This is a genomic window from Streptomyces sp. YIM 98790, assembly GCF_011421595.1.
Taxonomy (GTDB): domain Bacteria; phylum Actinomycetota; class Actinomycetes; order Streptomycetales; family Streptomycetaceae; genus Streptomyces.
The window spans coordinates 1-25,897 of the sequence record NZ_WTLH01000087.1 but is presented as its reverse complement, the minus strand read 5'-3'; the positions used below and the strand labels follow the sequence as shown (position 1 = coordinate 25,897).

Below are 25,897 nucleotides of genomic sequence, written 5' to 3'. Positions count from 1 at the left end.
CGGCAGCGGCGGCGTCGAGCGGGGAGGCGGCGGCGCGGGCGGCCGGCGGCGGCAGCGGGAACCGGCGCGCTGCCGGGTCTGCGGCGCCACCCTGACCGAGGCCGCCGAGCTCAAGCTGCGCCGCTGCGCGGACTGCCCCTCGGCCATGGACGAGGAGCTGTACGAGCGGCTGCGGGCGTGGCGGCTGGAGCGGGCCCGGGAGCTCGGCCGCCCGGCGTATGCCGTCTTCACCGATGTGACCCTGATCGCCATCGCGGAGGATGTGCCCTCCTCCACGGGGGAGCTGTCCCGCATCCCCGGGGTCGGGCCGCACAAGCTGCGCCAGTTCGGCGAGGAGGTCCTCGCCCTGTGTGCCGGGCGTGAGCTGCCCGTTTCCGGCGGGGCGGACGCCGGGGACGGCGACGGTGACGGGGAGGACGGCGGGGCCGGGCCCAGCGCCCCGGGCGCCGCCGGGCCCGGCCCGGACCCGCTCGACGGCTTCTGGGACGACCCGGAAGGCGTCCCCCCGGAGGACGCCGGCTGACCGGCACCCAAGCGGTGGCCGGCGCTCCGGAAAATTCCCCCGTAAATAGTTTGCGCGCACGACAGAGATGCGCATAGCGTGCTGCCCACGGCCGGGGGCAGGGTTCCCCTTCCTCCCGGGCCGTGCTGTACTGAAGTGCGCAATGCCGGACCGACAACCGCAGTGCCGGGCAAGGTCCCCGAGACGCCGAGAGGAGGCGAGACCCGTGAGCAACCTGATCGATGTCACCGTGCAGGCGCAGCCGAAAATGACCGGCTGCCATGGAGTCCTTGCCTCCTGCCTGCCCGGCGCTCGCCCTGCCACCGGTCCCGGTGTGTCCGAAGGCTTTGCCGTGCGCCGTCCGTTCGCCCCGATGCGTGAGCGCATCGTCGAGCGGGCCGCCGTGCGACCGGCCCAGGCACCTGCGGTAGCAGCGGTCATGGAGGCGGACACCCTCCGCTATGACGCCGTGGCCAATGGTGCCGGCAGCCAGCTTTTCGGACAGCAGAAGACGCAGCTCGCTTCGATGTGGGCCCTCCGCGGGCTCAATCCCTGGAGTGATCCAGCCTGATCAGGCGATCAGGTCGGGCACCTTCCAGGGCCGCGGAACCCCATCGGGATCCGCGGCCCTTCGGTTTTCCCGCATCGGCCGGGCCCGGAGGAACGCCGGGTGCAGGCAGCGGGCACACCGGACTGACCGACACGACGAGACGAGGACTCACCACCGTGCGACTCGCATCAACGCCCTCATCGCCCGACCTGAACTCACCACCTGATCCGGAGACTTCCGTGTCCTTCACGCTCAACGAGCTCGACGAGGCCATCGACCGCCTCGACACCGGCGTTCCCTGCCGCAGCTACGACCCCGAGGTGTTCTTCGCCGAGTCCCCCGAGGACGTCGAGTACGCCAAGTCCCTGTGCCGGACCTGCCCGCTGCGCGAGGCCTGCCTGGCGGGCGCCAAGGAGCGGCGTGAGCCGTGGGGCGTCTGGGGCGGCGAGCTGTTCGTCCAGGGCGTTGTCGTGCCCCGCAAGCGGCCGCGTGGCCGCCCGCGCAAGAACCCGGTCACGGCATGAACGTCGGGACGATCGGCCGGCCGGCACCGCACGGCCCCGTGACACGGACAGCCAGGGCAGCCAGAACAGCCAGGACAGCAACCGACCCCGCAGCCACGCCGATGAGCACTTCTCCGAACGCGCCCGAGGCGCGCCACAAGCAGAACGAGGTCCGCAAGATGGTACTCATGCCAGAAATCATGGCCCGCTCCCAGATGACGGAGCGGGCCAGGGAAGCCGAATCCCAACGGCTCGCCTACCAGTTGGGGCTGGCGGCCCGCCTGGAGCGCCGTTCCCGCCGCCTTCAGCGGCGCGCCGAACGCGCCTCGCGCCGGGCCCGCCGGGCCCTGGCGGTGGCGGTCATGCAGTGAACTCCCGCGAAGGCGCCGGGCCCGTGCCGCCCGGCGCCTTCGCGCACCACCGGTGCGGGACGTGCGCGGCGCGGCTCCGCGTCCGGCCGGTCCGCACCTGCTCACTCCTGTCGCCTCACCACCGCACCGGTGGCAGCGGTTCCGCGCTCATGTGGTCCAGGAGCACGACTTTTCCCCTGGGCTGGGGGTAACTTCGATGTGTGCCCGCCGACCCGCTGAACAGCACCGGCCCGCCACAGCACCTCACCACGGCGGGCGGGCGCCGGATGGACGGAAGCCGCCCCGGCGGCCCGGTTGCCGGCGGCGGCCCCGTGGAAGTGCGGCGGAGCGCCCGCCGTCGCCGCACCGTCTCGGCCTACCGCGACGGCAACCGCACCGTCGTCCTCCTTCCCGCCCGGATGACGGCGGACGAGGAGGCCCGCTGGGTCTCCGTGATGCTGGACAAACTCGCGGCCCAGGAAAGCCGCCGGTTCCTGGACGACGGCCAGCTCGCCCAGCGCGCCGCGGATCTCTCCGACCGCTATCTCCAGGGCCGTGCCCGCCCGGAGAGCGTGCGCTGGGTGACCAATCAGGACGCCCGCTGGGGCTCCTGCACCCCGGCCGCGGGCAGCATCCGGCTTTCCCACCGTCTCCAGGGCATGCCCGAATACGTGCTGGACTATGTGCTGCTGCACGAGCTCGCGCATCTGCTGGTGCCCGGCCACGGCCCGCGGTTCTGGCGGCTGCTGGAGCCCTATCCGCGCACCGAGCGCGCCCGCGGCTTCCTGGAGGGCGTGGTGGCCGCCGAACGCCTGCCCTACGTGCCCGGCGCCCGCACCGAGTAGCCCGGCCGCCCCGCGGCGGGCGGCCCGCCCCGGCCCGCCCCGGACCGGACGCCGAGCCGGGCCAGGGCCGGGTCAGAGCCGGGCCCGGGTGCGGGCGATCAGCCGCCGCACGGAGCCGTCCGCGATCTCACCGGCCTCCCGGTAGCCGAACCAGCGCAGCTCCAGCGACTCCTCGCTGATCCGCTCCACCGCGTCCGCGGGGGCCAGCGCCGCGTACTGCACGTCCAGATGCCAGGCGCAGGGCGTGCGGTGCCGGTCCAGGGCCACCGGGCCGCCGGACAGCAGACGCAGCCCGGCGATGCCCGACTCCTCGGTGGCCTCGCGCAGCGCCACCGAGGCCAGCATGGTGTCCGGCCGCTCGCAGTGCCCTCCCATCTGGAGCCACATCCGCAGCTTGCCGTGCAGGGTGAGCAGCACCCGCTCCCGCGCCGGGTCGATCACCAGCGCGCTGGCCGTGAGGTGCCCGGCGCGGCACTCGCGCCACATGCCGTCCGGATGCGCGGCCAGATGGCTGCGGTAGGCCGTGCGCAGCGCCTCCTGTTCCGCGTCGGACGGGGACCAGGCGGCAAGCACCCGGTCCGCGTCCCGGTGCAGCGCGCCCGCGGTACCGGTCAGGGGCTCGGTCATGCCGGGCGGCCGTCCTCGCNTACCGGTCAGGGGCTCGGTCATGCCGGGCGGCCGTCCTCGCCCCCGCTGTCCCCGCTGTCCCCGCTGTCCCCGGGGCCCTTGGCGCCCCCGGGGTCCTGAGGGCCTTCCCGGTCCTGCGGCCCGTCCCTCCGTTCCTCCCCGGCCCGGCCCGGGCCGGTGCCGCCCGCGGCGTCGCCCAGCATCCGGTCCAGCTCCGAGAAGTCCGGGTGCTCCCGGTGCACGAAGCCGTCCGGATCGTCCAGGTCCTCCGGCCCGGGCAGCATGTCCGGGTGGGACCACACCGCGTCCCGCCCCTCCGGGCCGCGGGCGTCGGTCAGCGACGCCCACAGCCGGGCGGCGTCCCGCAGCCGCCGGGGCCGCAGCTCCAGCCCGATCAGCGCCGCGAAGGTCTGCTCCGCCGGGCCGCCCGAGGCCCGCCGCCGGCGCAGCGTCTCGCGCAGTGCCCCGGCGGACGGCAGACGCGAGCCGGCCGCCGCGTGCACCACCGTGTCCACCCAGCCCTCGACCAGCGCCAGCGCCGTCTCCAGCCGGGCCAGCGCGGCCTTCTGCTGCGGCGTCTCGCCGGGCCGGAACATGCCCTGCTGGAGCTTCTCCTGGAGCTCCTCCGGCCGGGTGGGATCGAGCTGCCCGACCAGGTCCTCCAGCTTGGCGGTGTCCACCTGGATGCCCCGGGCATAGGAGGCCACGGTACCCGTCAGGTGCCCGCGCAGCCACGGCACGTGCTCGAACAGCCGCTGGTGGGCGGCCTCCCGCAGGGCGAGGTAGAGCCGCACGTCCTCGTCCGGCACGCCCAGCCCCTCGCCGAACGCGGCCATGTTCACCGGCAGCAGCGCCGCCTTGCCGGGCGGTCCCAGCGGCAGCCCGACATCGGCCGAGCCGACCACCTCCCCGGCCAGGGTGCCCACCGCCTGCCCGATCTGGGTGCCGAACATGGCCCCGCCCATCGAGCGCATCACCCCGAGCAGCGGGCCGGCCATGGCCCGCATCTCCTCCGGCACGATCTCGCCCATGGCCCCGCCCACCCGCTCGGCGATCGGGTCCACCAGCTCCTGCCAGACCGGCAGCGTGGCCTCGACCCACTCGGCGCGGCTCCACGCCACCGCCGTGTGGCTGCCCGACGGCAGCGAGGTCACCTCGTCCAGCCAGTGGTCGGCCAGCCGCAGCGCCTCCGCCACCTGTGCCCGCTCCGGGCCGCTGACGCTGGCGTCCCGGGTGCCGCCCGGCGCGGCCTGCGCCACGGTCTGGCGGGCGATGTTGCGGGCCAGCTCCCAGTTCACCGGGCCGCCCTCGTGCGAGAGCATCTGGCCGAGCTGCTGGAACGCCGCGCCCAGGTCCTGTGTGCCGAAGCCCGGCGCGCCTGCCGGGCCGCCCTGGCCGAAGGCTCCGAACAGCGCGCCCAGCGGGTTCTGGGACGGATCGGGGCCGCCGCCCTTCTTCTTGCCGGATTCACCGTCCTCCGGTTCCTCCGGGAGGCCGAATCCGAACGGTGTCTCACTCACGGGAATCCTCGGATCTGTGTCGTATGTGTCGTCGAAGTGGGGAAACGGTTGAATCGGGCGGTGAACGGGTGGATGCTCCGGCCGGGCCGTACACCATGGGGGACAGGACGCGCGGCGCGCCGGGAGGTCCGCCGGAGGAAGCGGTACGCCGCCGGCCGATGGCGCATCGCAACTGTTCCGCCGTACCGCCGCACTGCTCCGGCCAGGGGCCGGAACGCCGCGTTCCGGGGCCTTGGACCTCCAGCCTAGACACTCTCGGGCAGGATGGTCCGAGCCCGTCATCCCTTCCTCCGCGGCGTGGCCCGTGGCGGAAGCCATGGCCAGCCGTACCCGGAACAACCACTGGAGAGGTCCTGTGAGTTCCCCCGAGACCACCGTTCGCGCAGCGCGAAACGGCCCCGCCACCCCGCTGACCGTCGCCGTCACCGGGGCCGCGAGCGGCGTGGGCGCGCTGTTCACCGAACGCCTGAAGGACCTCCCGGACGTGCGGCGGGTGCTCGCCCTGGACGAGCGGCTGGGCGACACCGAGGGCGTGGAGTGGCACACCCTGGACATCCGCGACCCGGCCCTGGCCGACCGGCTGCGCGGCGACGGCCGCCCGGTGGACGTGGTGGTCCACCTGGCGCTCGATCTCAGCCTGGAGGCCGACCCGGGCGCCCGCAGCGCCTACAACGTCCGCGGCACCCAGACGGTGCTCACCGCCGCCGCGGCGGCCGGGGTGCGCCGGGTGGTGCTGTGCACCTCGGCCATGGTCTACGGCGCGCTGCCGGACAACGACGTTCCGCTGTCCGAGGACGCCGAGCTGCGCGCCACCGCCGAGGCGAGCTGCGTCGGCGACCTGCTGGAGATCGAGCGGCTGGCCGAGCGGGCGCCGCGCGCCCACCCCGGCCTCCAGGTCTCGGTGCTGCGCCCGGCGGTGCTGGTGGGCGGCGAGTCGGACACCGCCATGACGCGCTACTTCGAGTCGCCGCGGCTGCTGGTGGTGGCCGGCTCGCGGCCCCGCTGGCAGTTCTGCCATGTGGAGGACCTGGTCTCGGCGCTGGAGTACGCGGCGCTGGGGCTGCTGGACGGCCCGGCCGCGGTGGGCTGCGACGGCTGGCTGGAGCAGGAGGAGGTGGAGGAGCTGTCGGGCGTGCGGCGGATGGAGCTGCCCGCGGCGGTGGCGCTCGGCGCCGCGGCCCGGCTGCACCGGCTGGGCCTGACCCCCTCCCCGGCCGGTGACCTGGCGTACACCATGCATCCGTGGGTGGTGAGCGGCAGCCGGCTGCACGAGGCGGGCTGGCGTCCGCGCTGGAGCAACGAGGAGGCGCTGACCGCGTTGCTGGCCGAGACCGCCGGGCGGCACACCGTGGCCGGGCGGCGGCTGGGCCGCAAGGACGCGGCGACCACGCTGGGCGCGGCCGGCGCCACGGTGGCCCTGGTCGGCACCGCGGCCCTGGTCCGCCGGGCCCGGCGGCGGCGGCGCTAGGCCGGACGGGACCCGGACCCCTCCGGGAAGGGGCGGGGACACGGGGGCCGGGCCCGGCCCCCGTGGTGCCGGACCGGCAGTGGGATGAGAGAGCATGGGGAGCATGCAGGGCACGCAGGGCGAGACGCCCATCCGTTTGCTGGCCGTCCGGGAGACCCCGCTCTCTCTGGACGAGGTCTTCTCCGCCGTGGGCGATGACGCCGCCGGCGGCACCGCCCTCTTCGTCGGCACGGTCCGCGATCACGACGGGCACGAGCGGGGCGCGGCCGTCACCTCACTGGCCTATGCGGCGCATCCGAGCGCCGAGGCGGAGCTGCGCCGGGTCGCGGAGGCGGTCGGCGGGGAGTTCCCGGTGCGGGCGCTGGCCGCGGTGCACCGGGTCGGCGAGCTGAAGGTGGGGGATCTGGCCGTGGTGGTCGCGGTCTCCTGCCCGCACCGTGCCGAGGCGTTCGCCGCCTGCCGCAGACTGATCGACGAGCTCAAGCACTCCGTCCCCATCTGGAAGCACCAGACCTTCGACGACGGCACGGAGGAGTGGGTGGGGGCCTGCGGCTAGCGGCGCGGCCCTCCGGGGCGGTGCGGGGTGCCGCCCCGCCCCGCCCGCCCCGGACCGGACCGCCCCCGGCCCGGCGGGCGGGGCCCGCGCCGCGCCCGGCCGTGCCGTCCGCGGCGGGTTCGGGACGATTTCGGCGGGCGGGGGCGGAACCACTCCGGTTGCGTAACTCGTTCCTCTGTCCGAGCGTTGTCTGTGCCGGACGGAAGGGAGTGGCTATGACGGCATTGTTGTGGTTGCTGATTCCGTTGACGGGAGCCGTGGCGGCGGCCGTCTGGAGCGCCTGGGCGACCCGTCGTCATACCGGTACCAAAGGGTTCAACGACTCCGCCGGGGTCCGCGGGTACGAGGCGTTCCGGGCCGCCATGGAGCGGTCGGAGCGCTCCGGCGGGATGCGGGAAGCCGCCCGGGCGGACGGCTGAGCGCGGCATCCCTTACTGTCGACGCATGTCGCGCCGCTCAGCCAGCCTGCTGACCTCCGGACTGCTGCTCATAGGACTCATGTTCGCGGCGGTGCTGATCCGGGTGCCCTATGCGGAGATGTCCCCGGGACCGACGGTCAACACCCTGGGCGACCACCGCGGCTCCCCGGTGCTCAGCATCGAGGGGGAGCGGACCTACGAGACCTCCGGCCATCTCAACATGACGACGGTCCGGGTCACCGGGGTCAACTACCGGATGAGCCTGGCCGAGGCGGTGGTGGGCTGGCTGTCGCAGGACGCCGCGGTCATCCCGCACGAGACCCTCTACCCGGACGAGCGCTCGGCCGACGAGGTCGAGCAGCAGAACGCCGAGGAGTTCAGCCGCTCGCAGGAGACGGCCAAGGTGGCGGCGCTGCGCGAGCTGGGCTACGAGCTGGAGACCGAGATCATCGTCTCGGCCGTGGTGAAGGGGGGCCCGGCCCAGGGCAAACTGCACGCCGGCGATGTGATCGTGGCGGTGGACGGCACCAAGGTCACCGAGCAGGAGCAGGTCGCCGGGCTGGTCACCGAGCACGAGGCCGGCGAGGACGTGGTGCTCACGGTCGAGCGCGAGCCCGATGACGGCGACGACGGCGGCGACGGCGGCCGGGACGGCGGCGGGGAGGAGCGGAAGCGGCTGGACGTCACGGTGACCACCGTCCCGGCCGAGGACGACGGCCGGGCGCTGGTGGGCATCCAGGTGGGTCTCGGCTACGTCTTCCCGTTCGACATCGACATCGAGCTGGCCGACGTCGGCGGTCCCAGCGCCGGGCTGATGTTCGCCCTGGGCCTGATCGACAAGCTGACCGAGGAGGACCTGACCGGCGGCACCTTCGTCGCCGGTACCGGCACCATCGACGAGAACGGCAATGTCGGCCCGATCGGCGGGGTGACCATGAAGACCATCGCCGCCCGCGAGAAGGGCGCGGAGTACTTCCTCACCCCCGCCGACAACTGCGTCTCGGCCACCGCGGACCCGCCCGACGGGCTGACCGTGGTGCGGGTGGAGTCGCTGGACGACGCCCTGGCCGCGCTGGAGTCCATCCGCACCGGCGACACCGACGCCCTTCCGCGCTGCCGCGGGTAGCCCTCAGCACCCCGCGGCCCGTCCCCCGCCGGACCGGGCCGGACCGGCGGGCGGCGGCCCGCCGGCCGCCGCCCGCCGCGGCCCGCTCATTCCTCGAAGGTGGCGGCCAGGGCCTCCGCCAGGCCCGGCACCAGATCCCGCCCGGTGAGCACCTCCTGGTCCGAGTCCTTGGCGCGCAGCCGGATCGCCGCCTCCCGGGCACCGGAGCGCAGCACGCCCACCGTCATCCGCACCTCCTGCCGCTGCGGGTGCCCGGCCACCCAGGCGCCGAGCGCCTCGGCGTTCTCCTCGCCGCGCAGTTCCTGCGGCACCTCGGCCTCGGCCCCGGGCGGCAGCATCAGCCGCTCCAGGGTGAGCGCGCAGCCGTCCACCGCCTCCGGCCAGGCGATGGTGGCCAGGAATTCGTCCAGCGGCACGTCCGGCGGCAGTTCGTCCTGCTCCACGGGGGTGTAGGCGGGGCCGGAGGCATCGCCGGGGGGCGCCTCGCCCGCCGCCTCGCCGCCGGTGCCCTCCGGGGCCAGCCGGTCGGCCAGCTCGGGCTGGTGCTCCCGCAGACGTACGGTGTCGACCAGGGCGAACAGCCGGGCCGGCAGGTCCCAGCCGAGGCCGGCCGCGTAGGAGTCGATGTCGAGCACGGCGCGGGTGAGCGGCGCGGAGTCCATGCGGCCCGTGCCCCGGGGGTCAAGGTGGGTATTGTCCATGGTCTCTATCGTGCCGCCCCGCCCCCCTGGGAGGGGAACTGAGTAAAGCTTGAGTAAGTTGTCTCAGTGGGCGGCCGGCGGGGTCCGTCAGGTTCCCCGTGGCTGTCCGCACACGAGTACACGCACGCTATCCGCTCCGACTTTTGAGGTGGCGCACCTTGGCTTTCCAGATGCCGGACCGGGGCTCGGGTCGCCCCAACGGTCCGAACGGACCCAGAGGCCCCAGGGGCCCCTTCGGCCCGCGCGGCCCCGGAGGGCGCGGGTTCAGCGTCGGACGCCCGTCCAGGGGCGCCAAATCCGCGCTGATCACCGCGGCGATCCTGGCGGGGCTCGCCATTCTTTTCGCGATGTTCGCCGGGTTCTGGACCGACTGGCTGTGGTTCGACTCGGTCGGCTACACCAGCGTCTACCGGACCCAGTTGCTGACCAGGATCCTGCTCTTCGCGATCTTCGGCGTGCTGATGACGCTGGCGGTCGGCTTCAACATCTGGCTGGCGCACCGGATGCGCCCGCCGCTGTCGGCGATGTCGATGGAGCAGCAGAACCTCGACCGCTACCGGATGGCCATCGCGCCCTACAAGAGGTGGGTGCTGCTGGGCGTCTCGCTGCTGATCGGCCTGATCGCCGGGGCCTCGGCCTCCGGGCAGTGGCGGACCTGGCTGCAGTGGGTGAACGGCACGTCCTTCGGCATCAGGGACCCGCAGTTCAACCGGGATGTCTCGTTCTTCGCCTTTGACTATCCTTTCTACCGGTTCCTCCTGGGCTTCGGCTTCGCGGTCATCGTGCTGTCGCTGATCGCGGCCGCCCTGACGCACTACCTGTACGGCGGGGTGCGGCTGTCCACCCCGGGCTCCCGGCTGACCGCCGCGGCCACCGGACACCTGTCGGTGCTGCTCGGCCTGTTCGTGGCGCTGAAGGCGGTGGCCTACTGGCTGGACCGGTACGGCCTGGCGCTGAAGAGCAGCGACTTCCGGGACGCCGAGGGCTGGACGGGTCTGCGCTACGTGGACGCCAACGCCTATCTGCCCGCCAAGACGATCCTGACCATCATCGCGGCCATCTGCGCGGCCCTGTTCTTCGCCACGCTGTGGCGGCGGCTGTGGCAGCTCCCGGTGATCGGCCTGGGGCTGATGGTGCTCTCCGCGGTGCTGATCGGCGGCGTCTACCCGGCGATCGTGCAGCAGTTCCAGGTCAAGCCGAACGAGCAGGCCAAGGAGACGCCGTACATCCAGAAGCACCTGGACGCCACCAAGCAGGCGTACGGCATCGCCGATGTGCAGCAGGAGCCGTTCGGCCGGGAGCAGGCCGGCCAGGTGACCGACGAGAACCGCGAGCAGTTGCGGGACTCGGTCAGCACCACGGCCTCCATCCGCCTGGTGGACCCGAACGTCATCTCGCCCGCGTTCCAGCAGCTGCAGCAGATCCGCGGCTACTACGCCTTCGCCAACACCCTGGACGTGGACCGCTACCCCACGGCCGACGGCGACCAGGACACGGTGATCGGCGTCCGGGAGATCAACACCGCCCGGCTGCCCGACCGCAACTGGATCAACGAGCGGTTCCGCTACACCCACGGCTTCGGCGTGGTGGCGGCCGAGGGCGACGACATCCAGGACAACGGCACCCCGGTCTTCATCGAGAAGGAGCTGCCGCCGGAGGGCCAGCTCGGCGAGTACGAGCCGCGCATCTACTTCGGCGAGGCGACCACCAGCTGGTCCATCGTCGGCGGCCCGCAGCTGGAGCTGGACTACATCGCCGGCGACACCGGCGCGGACGAGGAGGCGACCGGCGACGAGCAGGAGGAGGCACCGGCCGAGGACGAGCCGGAGCCGGGCCGCGAGGTCGACTACCGCTACGAGGGCGACGGCGGTGTCGGGCTGAACAACTACCTGCGCCGGGCGGCCTACGCGCTGACCATGGGCGAGCCGCAGATCCTCTACTCGGGGGCGATCGGCGAGGGTTCGCGGATCATGTACAAGCGCACGCCCAAGGAGCGGGTCGGCGAGGTGGCGCCCTGGCTGACCATCGACGGCGACCCCTATCCGGCGGTGGTGGACGGCCGGGTGCTGTGGATCGTGGACGCCTACACCACGACGAACGGCTTCCCGTACTCCTCGCGCACCGTGCTGGACCAGGCCACCGAGACCGCGCTGACCGACGCCGAGCGGCAGGTGCTGGCCCAGCAGAACCAGATCAACTACATCCGCAACTCGGTCAAGGCCACGGTCGACGCCTACTCCGGAGACGTGCAGCTCTACGCCTGGGAGGAGGACGAGCCGGTCCTGCAGACCTGGATGAAGGCCTTCCCGGACACGGTGCAGCCGCGCAGCGAGATCTCCGAGGAGCTGATGGGGCATCTGCGGTACCCGCAGGACCTGTTCAACGTCCAGCGGGAGCTGCTCCAGCGCTACCACGTGGACTCCTCCAGCCTGTTCTACGCGGGCGGTGAGCGCTGGCAGGTGCCGGACGACCCGACGCGTCCGGGCAACCCGGTGCCGGCCTACTACCTGTCCATGCGGATGCCCGGGCAGGAGCAGCGGGAGTTCTCGCTGACCACCACCTTCAACCCGCGCGACCGCGACACGCTGGCCGCGTACATGGCGGTGGTGGCCGATGCCGGCAGCGACGACTACGGCACGATGCGGATTCTCACGCTGCCGAACAACACCACCACTCCGGGTCCCAAACAGGTGCAGAGCCGGTGGAACGCCGAACCGGAGATCGCCGAGCGGATCAACCTGCTCAGGCGCGGCGACTCGGAGATCGAGTACGGGAACCTGCTCACCGTGCCGCTCGGTGACGACCTGCTCTATGTGGAGCCGGTCTATGTGCGCGGCGCGGGCGCCAACTATCCGCGGATGCAGCGGGTGCTGGCCTCCTACGGCGAGGAGCTGGCCTTCGAACCCACTCTCGACCAGGCGCTGAACGTGCTGTTCGGTGTCACCGAGAGCGGGGAGGAGCCGGAGGAACCGGAGGAGCCGCCGGCCGAGGGCGAGGAGCCCGAGGAGCCGCCGGCCGAGGAGACGCTGGCCGATCTGATCGGGCAGGCCCTGCAGGCCCAGGAGGATGCCGACACGGCCCTGGCCGAGGGCGACTGGGCGGCGTACGGCGAGGCCCAGGAGCGGCTGCGGCAGGCGATGGAGAGGATCGCCGAACTGGAAGGGGTGAACCGCGAGGAGGAGGACGAGCCGGCCGGGGAACCCACCGAGTAGCCCGTCCCGGGCAGCCGTCCGGGCAGGGCGGCAGACGGCCCGGCAGGCGGCCCGGCGGGCGGGGGCACCATCCGTGCACCCGCCCGCCGGGCGGCGCCGGATGATCGTCACGGCTGCGACCCGTGGTACAGTAGTGGTGTTCCTGACGGAAATACCCGGGCTGACGGCCTTCGGCCGGAGACCGGGGAGATGCCCGGAAGGAGCACCCTCGACGCGGGGTGGAGCAGCTCGGTAGCTCGCTGGGCTCATAACCCAGAGGTCGCAGGTTCAAATCCTGTCCCCGCTACCACGGAAGGCCCCGGAGCCCACGGCTCCGGGGCCTTCAGTCCTCCACGAGCAGGGCGTCGAGCTGGGCCGGGGCCAGCGCGTGTTCCACCACCATCAGCGCCGCCCCGTAGATGCCGGCCCGCTCCCCGGCGCGGGACTGCACGATCCGCAGGTTCTGGGTGGCCAGCGGCAGCGAGCGCTGGTAGACAACCTCCCGCACCCCGGCGATCAGGTGCTCCCCGGCCTGGGAGAGTGCCCCGCCGATCACGATCACCGAGGGGTTGAAGAAGCTGACCGCGGTGGCCAGCACCTCGCCGATGTCCCGGCCGGCCTGCCGCACCAGCTTCAGCGCGGTGACCGAGCCGCTGCGGGCCAGCCCCACCACATCCGCGCTGCTGCGGCAGGGGGAGCCCAGGCCGGTCAGCCGGGCGGCCAGGGCCGCGCCGCTGGCCACCGCCTCCAGGCAGCCGACGTTGCCGCAGCGGCACGGCACCTCGGCGCCGTGCGGCAGCTGGACGTGGCCCATGTCGCCGGCCACGCCCTGGGAGCCGCGGTGCAACTGGCCGCCGCAGATCAGGCCGCTGCCGATGCCGGTGGCCACCTTGACGAAGATCATGTGCGGCCACTCGGTCCAGTGGGTGCGGTGCTCGCCGAGCGCCATGATGTTCACGTCGTTGTCCACCAGGGTGGTGGCGCCGAGGCGTTCCTGCACGTAGCCGGGTACGTCGAAGCCGTCCCAGCCGGGCATGATCGGCGGGTTGGTGGGCCGCCCGGAGGCATGCTCGACCGGCCCGGGCAGGCCGATGCCGATGCCGAGCAGATCCCGCCGGGTCCGCCCGACCTCGCCCAGCAGGGTCTCGCCGAGCGCGCACAGTTCCCCGAGGACGGGGTCCGGCCCGGCGGCGATGTCGATGCCCCGGTTCTGCTCGGTCAGCACCTGCCCGGACAGATCGGTGAGCGCCGCCTTGAGGTGGGTGGCCCCGATGTCGGCGGCCAGCACCACCCGGGCGGCCGGGTTGAAGGCGAACAGCGAGGGCGGACGCCCGCCGGTGGAGCGGCCCTTGTCGGTGTGGCGCAGCAGCCCGGAGCTGAGCAGGGTGTCGATCCGCTCGGCCACGGTGGAGCGGGCCAGTCCGGACTCGGCGGCGAGTTCGGCCCGGGTGCGCGGCCGGCCGTCGCGCACAAGCTGGAGCAGGACGGCGGTGCCGGCTGAGGGTCCGGACGCAACCATGCCGTTCTCCGACGTTCGCTCCGCCATGAGCTGTGCCCTTTCTCCCGGTTTCCGTGTGTGAACGGTCGCTCAACGGTACAACGCCTGGAACTTACCCCCAGTACGAACCTGCCTTCTAGCAAAAAGCGCGAGACTTTGTATTGACCCCCGGTAAAAGTGCTCTTACGTTGTCCCGCATGACAGGCGCAACTCAGACGTCCCGCCCGTCGGGAACCAGCACCGGTCCGCAGCCGCTGCTGACGATGCGCGGCATCGTCAAGCAGTTCCCCGGTGTGCGGGCGCTGGACGGCATCGACCTGGATGTGACGGCCGGCGAGGTGCACTGCCTGCTCGGCCAGAACGGCGCCGGCAAGTCCACCCTGATCAAGACCCTCTCCGGGGCCCACCACCCCGACGAGGGCCATATCCACTGGCAGGGCGAGGAGGTCCGGCTGCCCAACCCGCAGGCCGCCCTGAACCTCGGCATCGCCACCATCTACCAGGAGCTCGACCTGGTGGACGGCCTGACCGTGGCGGAGAACATCTTCCTCGGCCACGAGCGCACCCGCTGGGGCCTGACCGCCCGGGCGGAGGCCAACACCGCCGCCCGGGCGCTGCTCCGCCGCCTGGGCCACCCCGAGATGTCCCCGTCCAGGGAGGTCGGCCGGCTCCCCGCCGCCGGCAAGCAGATCGTCTCCATGGCCCGCGCCCTCTCCCACGACGCCCGGCTGATCGTGATGGACGAGCCCTCCGCCGTGCTGGACCAGGAGGAGGTGGGCCGGCTGTTCGGGGTGATCCGCGACCTGGCCGCCCAGGGCATCGCGATCGTCTACATCTCGCACCGGCTGGAGGAGATCCGCGAGATCGGCGACCGGATCACCGTGCTCAAGGACGGCCGCACGGTGGCCACCGGCCTGGAGGTGGCGGCCACCCCTACCGCGGACATCATCCGGCTGATGACCGGCCGTTCCATCGACTACGTCTTCCCCGAGCGCGGGGCGGCCCCCGACCCGGCCGCCGAGCCGGTGCTGGAGGTGACCGGGCTGACCCGCCGCAAGGAGTTCACCGGCATCTCCTTCGCGGTCCGCCCCGGGGAGATCGTCGGTCTGGCCGGTCTGGTCGGCTCCGGCCGCTCCGAGATCCTGGAAACCGTCTACGGCGCCCGCAAGCCGGGTGCCGGCACTGTCCGGGTCGGCGGCCGGCCGCTGCCCCCGGGCCGGGTCGGTGCCGCCATGGCGGCCGGCATCGGCTTCTGCCCGGAGGAGCGCAAGAGCCAGGCCCTGGTGCTGCACGACCCCGTCTACCGCAACATCACCCTGGCCAGCCTGGCCCGTTTCACCCGCAACGGATTCCTGGACGGCGACGCCGAGCGGGAGGCCGCGGCCGAGCACGTCCGGTCGCTGGACGTCCGGCCGGCCGGAGTGGAACGGCCGGTGAACACCCTCTCCGGAGGCAATCAGCAGAAGGTGGTGCTGGCCCGCTGGCTGCTGCGCGGCTGCCGGGTGCTGCTGCTGGACGAACCGACCCGGGGCGTGGATGTGGGCGCCCGGTCCGAGATCTACAACCTGATCCGCGACCTGGCCGGGCAGGGCATCGCCGTGGTCCTGGTGTCGAGCGAGATCGAGGAGGTCATCGGCCTCTCCGACCGGGTGCTCGTGGTGTCCGACGGCCGGATCGTCTCGGACGGTCCTGCCGATGAGATCGATGAGCACCGGGTGCTCGACATGGTCATGGAAGGAGATGTGGCGTGAGTGCCCAGACCAGAACGGGTGTGCCGGAGGGCGGCGGCGAGGAGACCGCCGACGGCGTGACGGACGCGGTGCAGGACGGCGCCGGGGACAGCCCGGCATCCCCGGCCAAGGGCCCGGGGGTGGCCGGGGGCGGCGCCGGAGCGACGGTGGGTGCCCGGATCGCCGGGCTGATGTCCGGGCCGTTCGGGCGCTCCCTGGGCCTGGTGATCGGCCTGCTGGTGCTCTGCCTGATCGGCGTCATCACCGCCGGGGACCGGTTCGCCGACTTCGACAACATGATGACCATCCTCCGGCTGGCCTCGGTCATCGGCGTGATCAGCGTGGGCATGACCTTTGTCATCACCGGCGGCGGCATCGACCTCTCGGTGGGCGCGATCGTGGCCCTGGCCACCGTCTGGGCCACCACCGTGTCCACCCAGACCATGGCCGCCGACATCCACTGGACGGTGATGGTCACCACCGCCCTGGCGGTCGGTGCCGGCTGCGGACTGGTCAACGGTGTGCTGATCGCCTACGGCAGGATGGCGCCGTTCATCGTCACTCTGGCGATGCTGGCCGGGGCCCGCGGCCTGGCCGAGGTCATCTCGGGCAAGAAGACCCAGGTCATCGCCGATCGCGGGCTGAAGGACTTCTTCGGCGGGCGGGTGCTGGGCATTCCGGTGCTGGTGATCATCTTCGCCCTGGTGGCGGCGGGCGGCTGGGTGCTGCTCAACCGCACCGCTTTCGGCCGCCGCACCCTGGCGGTGGGCGGCAACCCGGAGGCCGCCCGGCTGGCCGGCATCAATGTCAAGCGGCACACCGCAATGCTCTATGTGCTGCTGGGGCTTGCCTGCGGCGTGGCCGCGGTGATGCTGATGGCCCGCACCTCCGCCGGCACCTCCACGCACGGCGGTTTCTACGAACTCGACGCCATCGCCGCGGTGGTGATCGGCGGCACCCTGCTCAGCGGCGGCCGGGGCACCATCGTCGGCACCGTCTTCGGCGTGCTGATCTTCACCACGCTGACCAACGTCTTCACCCTCAACAACCTGGACAGCTCCACCCAGGCGGTGGCCAAGGGGCTGATCATCGTCGCGGCGGTGCTGCTCCAGCAGCGCGTCGCGGCCCGCAACAGCACTCCCTAGCGCGGGCCGCCCCGGCCGCCCGCGCGCCTCGGAACAGTTCCAGAGCAACGTTTCTCTTCTTCCGCCCGCAAAGCGCTTCGCACACCCACAGGAGTTCACCATGCGCAAAAACACCGGCAGACGTTCCCTCCGCGTGCTCACCCGGGTCGGTGTGGCCATGGCGGCGGTGAGCCTGGCCGCCGCCTGCACCAGCAACAGCCCCGCCGAGAGCAAGGACAACGACGCCGACGACGGCAAGCAGAACGCCGCCAGCTCCAACGACGACCCGGGCGAGACCGTGGTCATCGGCTTCTCCGGACCCGAGGCAGACCACGGCTGGCTGGCCGCCATCAACGCCGCGGCCCAGGCCGAGGCCGAGAAGTACTCCGACATCGACCTGCGCGTCGCCGAGGGCACCAACGACCCGTCCACCCAGGTGAGCCATATCGAGACCTTTATCAACCAGGGTGTGGACGCGATCGTGCTGCTGCCCACGGACGGAGCGGCCCTGACCGACATCGCCATCGAGGCGATGGAGGCCGGCATCCCGGTGGTGAACGTGGACCGCGAGTTCTCCAGCGAGTTCGCCGCCCGCACCACCATCCTGGGCGACAACTACGGCATGGGCATCTCGGCCGGCACCTACGCCTGCAAGCTGATCAGCGAGCACAACCTCGGCGCGGACGCCATGATCGCCGAGATCGCCGGCATCGACGCGCTGCAGCTCACCCAGGACCGGTCCCAGGGCTTCGCCGACGCGCTGGCCGCCTGCGGCGCCAAGGTCGGCCACCGGGTGGCCGCCGAATTCACCGTGGAGTCCGGCGAGTCGGTCACCTCCAACCTGCTCCAGTCGGTGCGGGAGATCGACATCATCTGGAACCACGACGACGACCAGGGGATCGGCGTCAAGGCGGCTTTCGACAACGCCAACCGCGACGAGTTCTTCTTCATCGGCGGTGCCGGCTCGGCCAACGCCATGCGCTGGATCCAGGACGGCGAGATGGAGGCCACCATCCTCTACCCGCCGACCCAGGCCGCCGACGGCATCCGGCTGGCCCGGCTGCTCGCCCAGGGCAAGGGCATGTCCGACCTGGTCCAGGTCGAGGTCCCGCGCCGGATCGTGCTCAACGCGCCCGTGGTGAACGCGGACAACGTGGAGGAGTACCTCCCGCTGGGCTTCGAGTCCTGACAGCAGTCCGACAGGGCGCGCACATCCGCCGACGAGGGAGGGCTCGATGAGCTCGATAGGTACAACGGACAGGAACCCGGCCGCCAAGGCGGCGGCCGGAGCGGGCGGGGGGCCGGAGATCCGCCGGGAAGAAATCGGCATCGGCATGATCGGCTACGCCTTCATGGGCATGGCCCACTCCCAGGGCTGGCGCAACGCCCGCAGCTTCTTCGACCCGGCGCTCACGCCGCGGCTGACGGCGCTGGGCGGGCGCGACCGGGAGGCCGCCGCCGACATGGCGCGCCGCTTCGACTGGCAGGCGGTGGAGACCGACTGGCGGGCGCTGATCGCCCGGGACGACGTCGGCCTGGTCGACATCTGCACCCCGGGTGACACCCATGCGGAGATCGCCATCGCGGCGCTGGAGGCCGGCAAGCACGTGCTGTGCGAGAAGCCGCTGGCCAACACGGTGGCCGAGGCGGAGGCCATGGCCGAGGCGGCGGCCCGGGCCCGGGCCCGGGGGGTGCGCTCCATGGTGGGCTTCACCTACCGGCGGGTCCCGGCCATCGTCCTGGCCCGCCGCCTGGTGGCCGAGGGCCGGCTGGGCCGGCTGCGCCACGTCCGCGCCCAGTACCTCCAGGACTGGCTGAACGATCCGGCCATCCCGATGAGCTGGCGGCTGGAGCGGGAACGGGCCGGATCGGGGGCACTGGGCGACATCGGCGCACACATCGTGGACCTGACCCAGTACCTGACCGGCGAGCCGCTCACCGGCGTCAGCGCGCTCACCGAGACCTTCGTCGGCGAACGTCCGCTGGCGGACGGCTCCGGCACCGGCCGGGTCACGGTGGACGACGCGGCCGTCTTCCTGGGCCGCTTCGGCTCCGGGGCGCTGGCCACCTATGAGGCCACCCGCTTCGCCACCGGCCGCAAGAACGCGATCCGGATCGAGCTCAACGGCTCGGAGGGCAGCCTGGCCTTCGACTTCGAGGACATGAACGTCCTGCACTACTACGACGGACGGGCCGGCGGCCGGGACGGGGACACCGGAGACGGCGGAAGCGACACCCGGGGCTTCACCCGGGTCCTGGTCACCGAGCCGGACCACCCGTATCTGGCCCCCTGGTGGCCGCCGGGCCATCTCCTCGGCTACGAGCACGGCTTCACCCACCAGGGCGTCGATCTGCTCAGCGCCATCGCCGAGGGCAGGGACCCGGAGCCGTCCTTCGAGGAGGGGCTCCAGGTCCAGCGGGTGCTCCAGGCCGTGGAGAGCAGCGCCGGAAACGGCAGCACCTGGACCCCGGTCCCGCCCCCGGCCGCGGCGGCAGCCGGGCAGCAGCAACAGCAGCAACAGCAGCAACAGCAGGGCCAGCAGGCGCAGCAGAAGGAGGAAGTGGCGTCATGAGCCGACCGGTTACGCTCTTCACCGGCCAGTGGGCCGACCTCCCCTTCGAGGAGGTGGCCCGGCTGGCCGCCGAATGGGGCTACGACGGACTGGAGATCGCCTGCTGGGGCGACCATCTGGACGTCTGGCGGGCCGCCGAGGACGACGCGTACGTCCGGTCCCGCAAGGACATCCTCGACAAGCACGGCCTGGGCGTCTGGGCCATCTCCAACCACCTCAAGGGCCAGGCCGTCTGCGACGACCCGATCGACCACCGGCACCGGGCCATCGTCTCGGACCGGGTCTGGGGCGACGGCGAGCCGGAGGGGGTGCGGCAGCGCGCCGCCGAGGAGATGAAGCTCACCGCCCGCGCCGCCGCCCGGCTCGGCGTGGACACCGTGGTCGGCTTCACCGGCTCGGCGATCTGGAAGTACGTGGCGATGTTCCCGCCGGTCGGGCAGGACGTGATCGACGCCGGCTACCAGGACTTCGCCGACCGGTGGAACCCGATCATGGACGTCTTCGAGGCCGAAGGGGTGCGCTTCGCCCTGGAGGTGCACCCCTCGGAGATCGCCTACGACTACTGGTCCACGGTGCGGACCCTGGAGGCCATCGGGCACCGCGAGTCCTTCGGGCTCAACTGGGACCCCAGCCACATGGTCTGGCAGGACATCGACCCGGCGGCCTTCCTGCTCGACTTCAAGGACCGCATCTACCACGTGGACTGCAAGGACACCAAGCGCAGCATCGGCAACGGGCGCAACGGGCGGCTCGGTTCCCACCTCGGCTGGGGCGATCCGCGGCGCGGCTGGGACTTCGTCTCCACCGGACGCGGCGACGTGCCCTGGGAGAAGTGCTTCCGGGTGCTCAACCACATCGGCTACAGCGGCCCGGTCTCGGTGGAGTGGGAGGACGCCGGCATGGACCGCCTGCACGGCGCGCCCGAGGCGCTGGCCTATGTCCGCGCCAACCTGTTCGACCCGCCCAGCGCCTCCTTCGACGCGGCGTTCTCCACGCCGCAGTCCTAGACCCCCCACAACAGCCCACATCTCACCGCGCCGTATCCCTCCACAACCCGACACCCCTGCACACCCCTGCACACCGCTGCATCTGCACCACCTCGCACCAGAATGCACAGACAGGAGCCGTTATGTGTTACGGATTCGACGGTGAGAGAGCGCTCACGCAGTCGCTCGCCGCGCGGCAGACCGGTCGCCGTTCGCTGCTGCGCGGCGCCCTGGCCGGCGTGGTGGGCGCCGGCGCCCTCGCCGCCGGCGTGGCGACCGCACCCGCCGCGCACGCCACCAGCCGTCCCACCGGCCGGCCCATCGTGCCGCCCGGACTGATCAGCATCCAGCTCTACACGGTCCGCGCGGCCCTCGGCGGACAGCCCGGCTTCGACGAGACCCTGCGGGCCATCGCCCGGGCCGGCTACCCCAAGGTGGAGCAGGCCGGCTACTACGGCCGCAGCGCCGCCCAGCTCCGGTCCTTCTACGACAGCCTCGGCATCTCCTGCACCTCCAGCCACGACGGCATCAGCAACAGCCAGGAGGCGCTGGAAACCAAGATCGAGAACGCGCTGACCCTGGGCCAGCGCTACATGGTCGTGCCCTGGCTGAACTCCACCAGCCTGGCCGCCTGGCAGCGCTGGGCCGAGCAGATGAACCAGGAGGCCGCCGTGGCCCGCTCCGCCGGGCTGCGCTACGGCTACCACAACCACGCCCACGAGTTCACCATCGACCTCGGCGGCGGCACCACCCCCTGGGACGTGCTCACCTCCGAGCTCGACCCGCGCCTGGTCCACCTGGAGCTGGACCTCTACTGGGCCGTCACCGGAGGCATCAACAGCGGCCACGGCGACGACCCCGAGGGCTTCACCATCGACGTCATCCGCAGCGCCCCGCAGCGGGTGCTCCAGTACCACGTCAAGGACCGGCACGAGCACAACGGCGACATGGCGGACCTCGGCACCGGCATGATCGACTTCAAGCGGATCTTCCGGGCGCACTCCGTGCAGGAGTACATCGTCGAGAACGACACCCCGGACGTCACCCCCCTCCAGACGGCCGAGGTGGGCTACTCCTACCTGCGCACCCTGCGCTGCTGACCGCGGCCCCTCCCGGCGGCCCCCCCGGGCCGCCCCCGCGGGGCCGCGCACCGGGCCCTGCCCAAAGGCAGCAGCCCCGGCCCCTGCCCTCGCCCTTCACTCCCCTTCACTCCCGGTCGGCGGCGACGGACACCCGCCGCCGCCGACCGGGCCACCGCTCCTCCCGCTGGCACCGGGAGGACCGGACTGCATGCTCAACGAACCACTCACCACCTGCACAAATGCGCTGAGAGGGTCGCCATGCGAAGAACTTCCATCATAGCGTCCGCCGCCGTCGTGGCGGCGGCGCTGCTGGCCGTACCGCCCACTTCGGCGGCGCACGACGGCCACGACCACGGCACGGACCCGGGGGCCGGCGCACCGGTCACCGAAGAATTCCAGAAAGTGGTCCTGAACGACACCCCGGGCGAGCCCATGGACCTGGCGGTCCTGCCGGACGGCCGGGTGCTGCACACCACCCGGGCCGGAAAGCTGTGGCTGCACGACCCGGAGACCGGCATCAACAAGCAGGCCGGCGAGCTCGACGTCTACCTGCACGACGAGGAGGGCCTGCAGAGCGTCGCCGTCGACCCCGGCTTCGACGGCCGGAAGAACCGCTGGATCTACCTCTACTACTCGCCGCCCATGGACACCCCGGTGGACGACCCGTCCACCCCCGGCGTCAACGAGGGCGACGCGCCGTACACCGGCACCCCGGAACAGTTCGCGGCCTTCGAGGGCGTGCTGCGGCTCTCCCGCTTCGAGCTCGACGGCGACACCCTCGACCTGTCCAGTGAGCAGCACATCATCGACGTCGAGCAGGACCGCGGCATCTGCTGCCATGTCGGCGGGGACATCGTCTTCGACAACGCGGGCAACCTCTACCTGTCCACCGGTGACGACACCAACCCGTTCGAATCCGGCGGCTACACCCCGATCGACGAGCGGGAGAACCGCAACCCGGCCTTCGACGCGCAGCGCACCTCGGCCAACACCAACGACCTGCGCGGCAAGGTGCTCCGCATCACGGTGGGCGAGGACGGCTCGTACACCGTCCCGGAGGGCAACCTCTTCGAGCCGGGCACCCCGGGCACCCGTCCGGAGATCTACCTGATGGGCCTGCGCAACCCGTTCCGGATCGAGATCGACCCGGACACCGACGCGCTGTACGTGGCGGACTACTCGCCGGACGCCCGCAACGCCAGCCCTCAGCGCGGGCCCAACGGGCACGGCCGCTGGCTGGTGGCGCGGGACTCCGGCAACCACGGCTGGCCGTACTGCGTGACCCCGGACATGCCGTACCAGGACTGGGACTTCGCCACCGGCACCAGCCGGGGCGCCTTCGACTGCGCCGCACCGAAGAACGAGTCCCCCCACAACACCGGCCTGACCGACCTGCCGCCGGTGGAACAGCCGGACGTGTGGTACCCGTCGGTCACCTCCGCCGAGTTCCCCGAGCTGGGCAGAGGCGGTGTCGGCCCGATGGCCGGCCCGGCCTACGACTACGACCCGAAGACCGCGCGGAAGCACTCGAACGCCTGGCCGGCGTACTACGACGGCGTCCCGCTGTTCTACGAGTGGACCCGCGACTACATCAAGGGCTTCCCGCTCGCCGAGGACGGCACCCTGGCCGGCATCGAGGACGTGCTCCCCGGACTGCCGCTGTCCAGCCCGATGGACATGGAGTTCGGCCCGGACGGCGCGCTGTACGTGCTGGAGTACGGCAAGGGCTACTTCTCGGAGAACCCGGAGGCGGCCCTGTCCCGGATCGACTGGATCGGACCGCACGGCAACCGCACCCCGGTGCCCGCGGCGTCCGCGGACGTGGCGGGCGGCTCCGCACCGCTGACCGTGGCGTTCTCCGGCGAGGGCACCGAGGACGCCGAGGGCGACCGGCTCCGGTACGCCTGGGACTTCGACTCCGACGGCCGGACCGACTCCTGGCGGCGCAACCCGGTGCACACCTACACCGAGGACGGCGTCTTCACCGCCACCCTGAAGGTGACCGACCTCGGCGGCCGCGACCGCGGCAAGTCGGCGTCGGCCGAGGTGCGGATCGTGGTCGGCAACGAGGTGCCGGTGGTGGAGTTCGTGACCCCGGTGCAGGGCCAGGAGTTCTCCTTCGGCGACACGGTGGCGTTCGAGGTCCGGGTGACCGACGACCAGCCGGTCGACTGCTCCCGGCTCACCGTGACCTACATCCTGGGCCACGACACGCACGGCCACCCGCAGTCCTCGGCGACCGGCTGCACCGGAACGATCACCACCACGCTCGCCCAGGGGCACGACCCGGCCGAGGACAACCTTTTCGGGGTGTTCAACGCCACCTATCGTGACCCGGGTGTCGACGGTCTGCCCTCGCTGGCCGGCAGTGCCGAGGTGACCCTCACCCCGGTGAGCTGACGGTCCCGCCCGACCGGGGGCGGTCCGCCGCCGGGTCCGTGGGTGCCCGGAGAGCCTCCCTGCCCGGCCGTGACGCGCGAACGGCGCATGGCGTCACGGCCGGGCCGGCTGGCCGCCCCCACCCCTCCACCCCGCTCCACCCGCTCCACCCGCCCGGTTGTCCGGAGCCGCCCGCGGCCCGCCCGACACCCATCCGCCCCCCACAGCACCAGGAAGGCCGACAGCGTGTCACCCACACCTTCACCACGGACCGGAGCATGGTTCATCGGCGCCCGGGGCTCGGTCGCCACCACCGCCACGGCCGGCGCGCTCGCGCTGCGCGCCGGGCTGGCCCCGGCCGTGGGCTGCGTCACCGAACTGCCGGAACTGGCCGCCGCCCGGCTGCCCGGCATCGGTGAACTCCTCACCGGCGGACACGACATCGCCACCGACCCGCTGCCCAAGCGGGCCGAGGAACTCGCCGCGGGCGGCGTGCTGCCCGGCGAACTGGCCCGCTCCCTGGAGCGTGAACTCGTCGACGCCGACCGGAGGATACGGCCGGGCGCCGGTCCCGGCGGGGAGACCCAGCGGGCGGCCGCCCGCCGCATCGCGGACGACATCACCGCCTTCCGCGACCGGCACGGCCTCGACCGGGTGATCGTCGTCGACCTCTCCAGCACCGAACCGCCCGCCGTTTCGGCTCCCGGACTGGACGACCCGGAACGGCTCGAAGCGGCCCTGGACGCCGGGGCCTCCCCGCTGCCGCTCAGCTCCCTCTACGCCTACGCCGCGTTCCGCGCCGGCTGTCCCGTGGTCGCCTTCACCCCCAGCCCCGGGCCGCGGCTGCCCGCGCTCACCGCCCTCGCCGAGCGGCAGGGCCTGCCCTGGGCGGGCTCGGACGGCAAGACCGGGGAGACCCTGATCAAGACGGCGCTGGCCCCCATGTTCGCCACCCGTGCGCTGGCCGTGCGGTCCTGGACCTCGGTCAATCTGCTGGGCGGCGGCGACGGCCGGACCCTGGCCGACCCGGCCAACGCGGTGAGCAAGACCCGCACCAAGGGGCAGGGACTGGAGGCCATCCTGGGCGGGCCGGTGGCCGGGCCCATGCACATCGACTACGTTCCCGACCTCGGCGACTGGAAGACCGCCTGGGACCTGATCTCCTTCGAGGGCTTCCTCGGCACCCGGATGTCCATGCAGTTCACCTGGCACGGCTGCGACTCGGCGCTGGCCGCGCCGCTGGTCCTGGACCTGGTGCGGCTCACCGCCCGCGCCGCGGAGGTGGGCGAGGCCGGGCCGCTGGCGCCGCTCGGCTTCTTCTTCAAGGACCCGGCCGGCACCGCTGTCCACGATCTGGCGGGCCAGTGGCGGGCACTGACCGAGTGGGCCGGCACCACCCTGGCGGGTGGCGCCGCCGCGTCCGGGGAGCCGGCCCGATGACCCCGGCCCCGGCCCCGGCCCCGGCCCCGGCTCCGGTCCTGGTCCCGGCCTCGTCCGGCCCGTGCCCGCCGCGGCCGGCGCCGAAGGGACGGGCCCGCCTCCGCCCCTCGCGGAGCGGCATCCGCCGGGCCCGCGGGGAGGCGGGCCGGTGAGGTGGCGCGACGCGATCGAACTGGTCCGGCTGCCCGCCGCGCTGACCGTGCCCGGGGACACCCTGGCGGGCGGCGCGGCGGCCGGCTGGCCGTACCGGCGGCGGAGCTGGGCCATGCCGCTGGCCTCGGCCTGCTTCTATCTGGCCGGCATGGCGCTGAACGACTGGGCCGACCGTGACCTGGACGCGGCGGAACGTCCCGAGCGGCCGGTCCCGTCCGGCCGGGTCACGCCCGGTGAGGCCCTGGCCGTGGCCGCCGGGCTGACCGGCGCCGGCCTCGGGATCGCCGCCGCCGCGGGCGGCCGCCCGGCGCTGCGCGTGGCGGCCCCGCTGGCCGCCACCGTCTGGACCTACGACCTGCTGGCCAAGAAGACCCCCGCCGGACCGGCCGTGATGGCCCTTGCCCGCGGGCTGGACGTACTGCTCGGCGCCGGAGGGCAGGCCCGCCGGGCGGCCCTGCCCGCGCTGGCCGTGGCCGGGCACACCGCCGGGGTCACCGTGCTGAGCAGGGGAGAAGTGCACGGCGCCGACCACCGGGCGGGCCGCGCCGCACTGCTGGCCACCGGCGCCGCCGCG

23 protein-coding genes and 1 tRNA gene are annotated in these 25,897 nt (G+C 72.8%); 20 read left to right on the top strand and 4 right to left on the bottom strand.

Annotated features, from left to right (window positions below; genetic code table 11):
• From GQS09_RS15935 to GQS09_RS15915, 5 genes are all read left to right on the top strand, one after another.
• Window positions 1-523 (top strand): HRDC domain-containing protein (locus tag GQS09_RS15935; RefSeq protein ID WP_207957887.1); only part of this gene is annotated, 523 nt, incomplete at its 5' end.
• Window positions 524-728: 205 nt separating this feature from the next.
• On the top strand, window positions 729-1,073 hold the full coding sequence (locus GQS09_RS15930; protein WP_313896159.1) for a hypothetical protein: 345 nt from the start codon (window positions 729-731) through the stop codon (window positions 1,071-1,073).
• Window positions 1,074-1,261: 188 nt separating this feature from the next.
• On the top strand, window positions 1,262-1,576 hold the full coding sequence (locus tag GQS09_RS15925; RefSeq protein WP_243761459.1) for a WhiB family transcriptional regulator: 315 nt from the start codon (window positions 1,262-1,264) through the stop codon (window positions 1,574-1,576).
• Window positions 1,577-1,743: 167 nt separating this feature from the next.
• Window positions 1,744-1,926, top strand: a complete 183-nt coding sequence (locus tag GQS09_RS31000; protein WP_399552527.1) for a hypothetical protein — start codon at window positions 1,744-1,746, stop codon at window positions 1,924-1,926.
• 200 nt (window positions 1,927-2,126) lie between these two features.
• Entirely contained in the window at window positions 2,127-2,750 is a 624-nt protein-coding gene (locus tag GQS09_RS15915; RefSeq protein WP_165986735.1) for a M48 family metallopeptidase, read from the top strand.
• 72 nt (window positions 2,751-2,822) lie between these two features.
• Here GQS09_RS15915 and GQS09_RS15910 read toward each other — a convergent pair whose 3' ends face one another.
• Both GQS09_RS15910 and GQS09_RS15905 read right to left on the bottom strand, forming a co-directional pair.
• Window positions 2,823-3,377: an NUDIX hydrolase gene (locus tag GQS09_RS15910; RefSeq protein WP_207957886.1), complete on the bottom strand. Its 555-nt coding sequence runs from the start codon at window positions 3,375-3,377 to the stop codon at window positions 2,823-2,825.
• Between the two features lie 38 nt (window positions 3,378-3,415).
• Complete coding sequence (locus GQS09_RS15905) at window positions 3,416-4,897, bottom strand: zinc-dependent metalloprotease (protein ID WP_165986734.1); 1,482 nt, start codon at window positions 4,895-4,897, stop codon at window positions 3,416-3,418.
• Between the two features lie 355 nt (window positions 4,898-5,252).
• Between GQS09_RS15905 and GQS09_RS15900 the strand changes: the two genes are divergently transcribed.
• The 4 genes from GQS09_RS15900 to GQS09_RS15885 all read left to right on the top strand — a co-directional run bounded on the left by GQS09_RS15900 (window position 5,253) and on the right by GQS09_RS15885 (window position 8,466).
• Window positions 5,253-6,365, top strand: coding sequence for an NAD-dependent epimerase/dehydratase family protein (locus GQS09_RS15900; protein WP_165986733.1), 1,113 nt, complete (start codon window positions 5,253-5,255; stop codon window positions 6,363-6,365).
• 94 nt (window positions 6,366-6,459) lie between these two features.
• Window positions 6,460-6,921, top strand: a complete 462-nt coding sequence (locus GQS09_RS15895; protein WP_165986732.1) for a molybdenum cofactor biosynthesis protein MoaE — start codon at window positions 6,460-6,462, stop codon at window positions 6,919-6,921.
• Window positions 6,922-7,136: 215 nt separating this feature from the next.
• The gene (locus tag GQS09_RS15890; protein WP_165986731.1) at window positions 7,137-7,340 is read left to right on the top strand and encodes a hypothetical protein; all 204 of its coding nucleotides are present in this window, start codon (window positions 7,137-7,139) and stop codon (window positions 7,338-7,340) included.
• 25 nt (window positions 7,341-7,365) lie between these two features.
• On the top strand, window positions 7,366-8,466 hold the full coding sequence (locus GQS09_RS15885; protein ID WP_165986730.1) for a PDZ domain-containing protein: 1,101 nt from the start codon (window positions 7,366-7,368) through the stop codon (window positions 8,464-8,466).
• Between the two features lie 86 nt (window positions 8,467-8,552).
• Here the strand turns inward: GQS09_RS15885 and GQS09_RS15880 are convergent, their stop codons facing one another.
• Complete coding sequence (locus GQS09_RS15880; protein WP_165986729.1) at window positions 8,553-9,167, bottom strand: PPA1309 family protein; 615 nt, start codon at window positions 9,165-9,167, stop codon at window positions 8,553-8,555.
• Between the two features lie 347 nt (window positions 9,168-9,514).
• Between GQS09_RS15880 and GQS09_RS15875 the strand changes: the two genes are divergently transcribed.
• Both GQS09_RS15875 and GQS09_RS15870 read left to right on the top strand, forming a co-directional pair.
• A complete protein-coding gene (locus GQS09_RS15875) occupies window positions 9,515-12,379 on the top strand; it encodes a UPF0182 family protein (RefSeq protein ID WP_399552526.1) in 2,865 nt (954 codons plus the stop codon).
• Between the two features lie 212 nt (window positions 12,380-12,591).
• A tRNA-Met gene (locus tag GQS09_RS15870) sits at window positions 12,592-12,668 on the top strand.
• Window positions 12,669-12,701: 33 nt separating this feature from the next.
• On the opposite strand, the gene GQS09_RS15865 is transcribed toward GQS09_RS15870, so the two are convergent.
• Window positions 12,702-13,904, bottom strand: a complete 1,203-nt coding sequence (locus tag GQS09_RS15865) for an ROK family transcriptional regulator (protein ID WP_165986728.1) — start codon at window positions 13,902-13,904, stop codon at window positions 12,702-12,704.
• Between the two features lie 215 nt (window positions 13,905-14,119).
• Here GQS09_RS15865 and GQS09_RS15860 point away from each other — a divergent pair, with 215 nt between their 5' ends.
• From GQS09_RS15860 to GQS09_RS15820, 9 genes are all read left to right on the top strand, one after another.
• Complete coding sequence (locus tag GQS09_RS15860) at window positions 14,120-15,607, top strand: sugar ABC transporter ATP-binding protein (protein WP_165986741.1); 1,488 nt, start codon at window positions 14,120-14,122, stop codon at window positions 15,605-15,607.
• Between the two features lie 56 nt (window positions 15,608-15,663).
• Window positions 15,664-16,731 carry an ABC transporter permease gene (locus GQS09_RS15855; protein ID WP_399552528.1) on the top strand — a complete coding sequence of 356 codons (1,068 nt, stop codon included), beginning with the start codon at window positions 15,664-15,666 and terminating at the stop codon, window positions 16,729-16,731.
• Window positions 16,732-16,831: 100 nt separating this feature from the next.
• Window positions 16,832-17,899, top strand: a complete 1,068-nt coding sequence (locus GQS09_RS15850; RefSeq protein ID WP_165986727.1) for a substrate-binding domain-containing protein — start codon at window positions 16,832-16,834, stop codon at window positions 17,897-17,899.
• Window positions 17,900-17,945: 46 nt separating this feature from the next.
• A complete protein-coding gene (locus GQS09_RS15845) occupies window positions 17,946-19,283 on the top strand; it encodes a Gfo/Idh/MocA family protein (protein ID WP_399552525.1) in 1,338 nt (445 codons plus the stop codon).
• Window positions 19,280-20,290, top strand: coding sequence for a sugar phosphate isomerase/epimerase (locus tag GQS09_RS15840; RefSeq protein ID WP_165986726.1), 1,011 nt, complete (start codon window positions 19,280-19,282; stop codon window positions 20,288-20,290). Before GQS09_RS15845 ends, GQS09_RS15840 begins: the two co-directional genes overlap by 4 nt.
• Window positions 20,291-20,412: 122 nt before the next feature.
• Window positions 20,413-21,369 carry a sugar phosphate isomerase/epimerase gene (locus GQS09_RS15835; RefSeq protein ID WP_165986725.1) on the top strand — a complete coding sequence of 319 codons (957 nt, stop codon included), beginning with the start codon at window positions 20,413-20,415 and terminating at the stop codon, window positions 21,367-21,369.
• 240 nt (window positions 21,370-21,609) lie between these two features.
• Entirely contained in the window at window positions 21,610-23,751 is a 2,142-nt protein-coding gene (locus tag GQS09_RS15830; RefSeq protein ID WP_165986724.1) for a PQQ-dependent sugar dehydrogenase, read from the top strand.
• Window positions 23,752-23,976: 225 nt separating this feature from the next.
• Window positions 23,977-25,170, top strand: a complete 1,194-nt coding sequence (locus GQS09_RS15825; protein ID WP_313896157.1) for an inositol-3-phosphate synthase — start codon at window positions 23,977-23,979, stop codon at window positions 25,168-25,170.
• Between the two features lie 148 nt (window positions 25,171-25,318).
• Window positions 25,319-25,897 (top strand): SCO3242 family prenyltransferase (locus GQS09_RS15820; protein ID WP_165986722.1); only part of this gene is annotated, 579 nt, incomplete at its 3' end.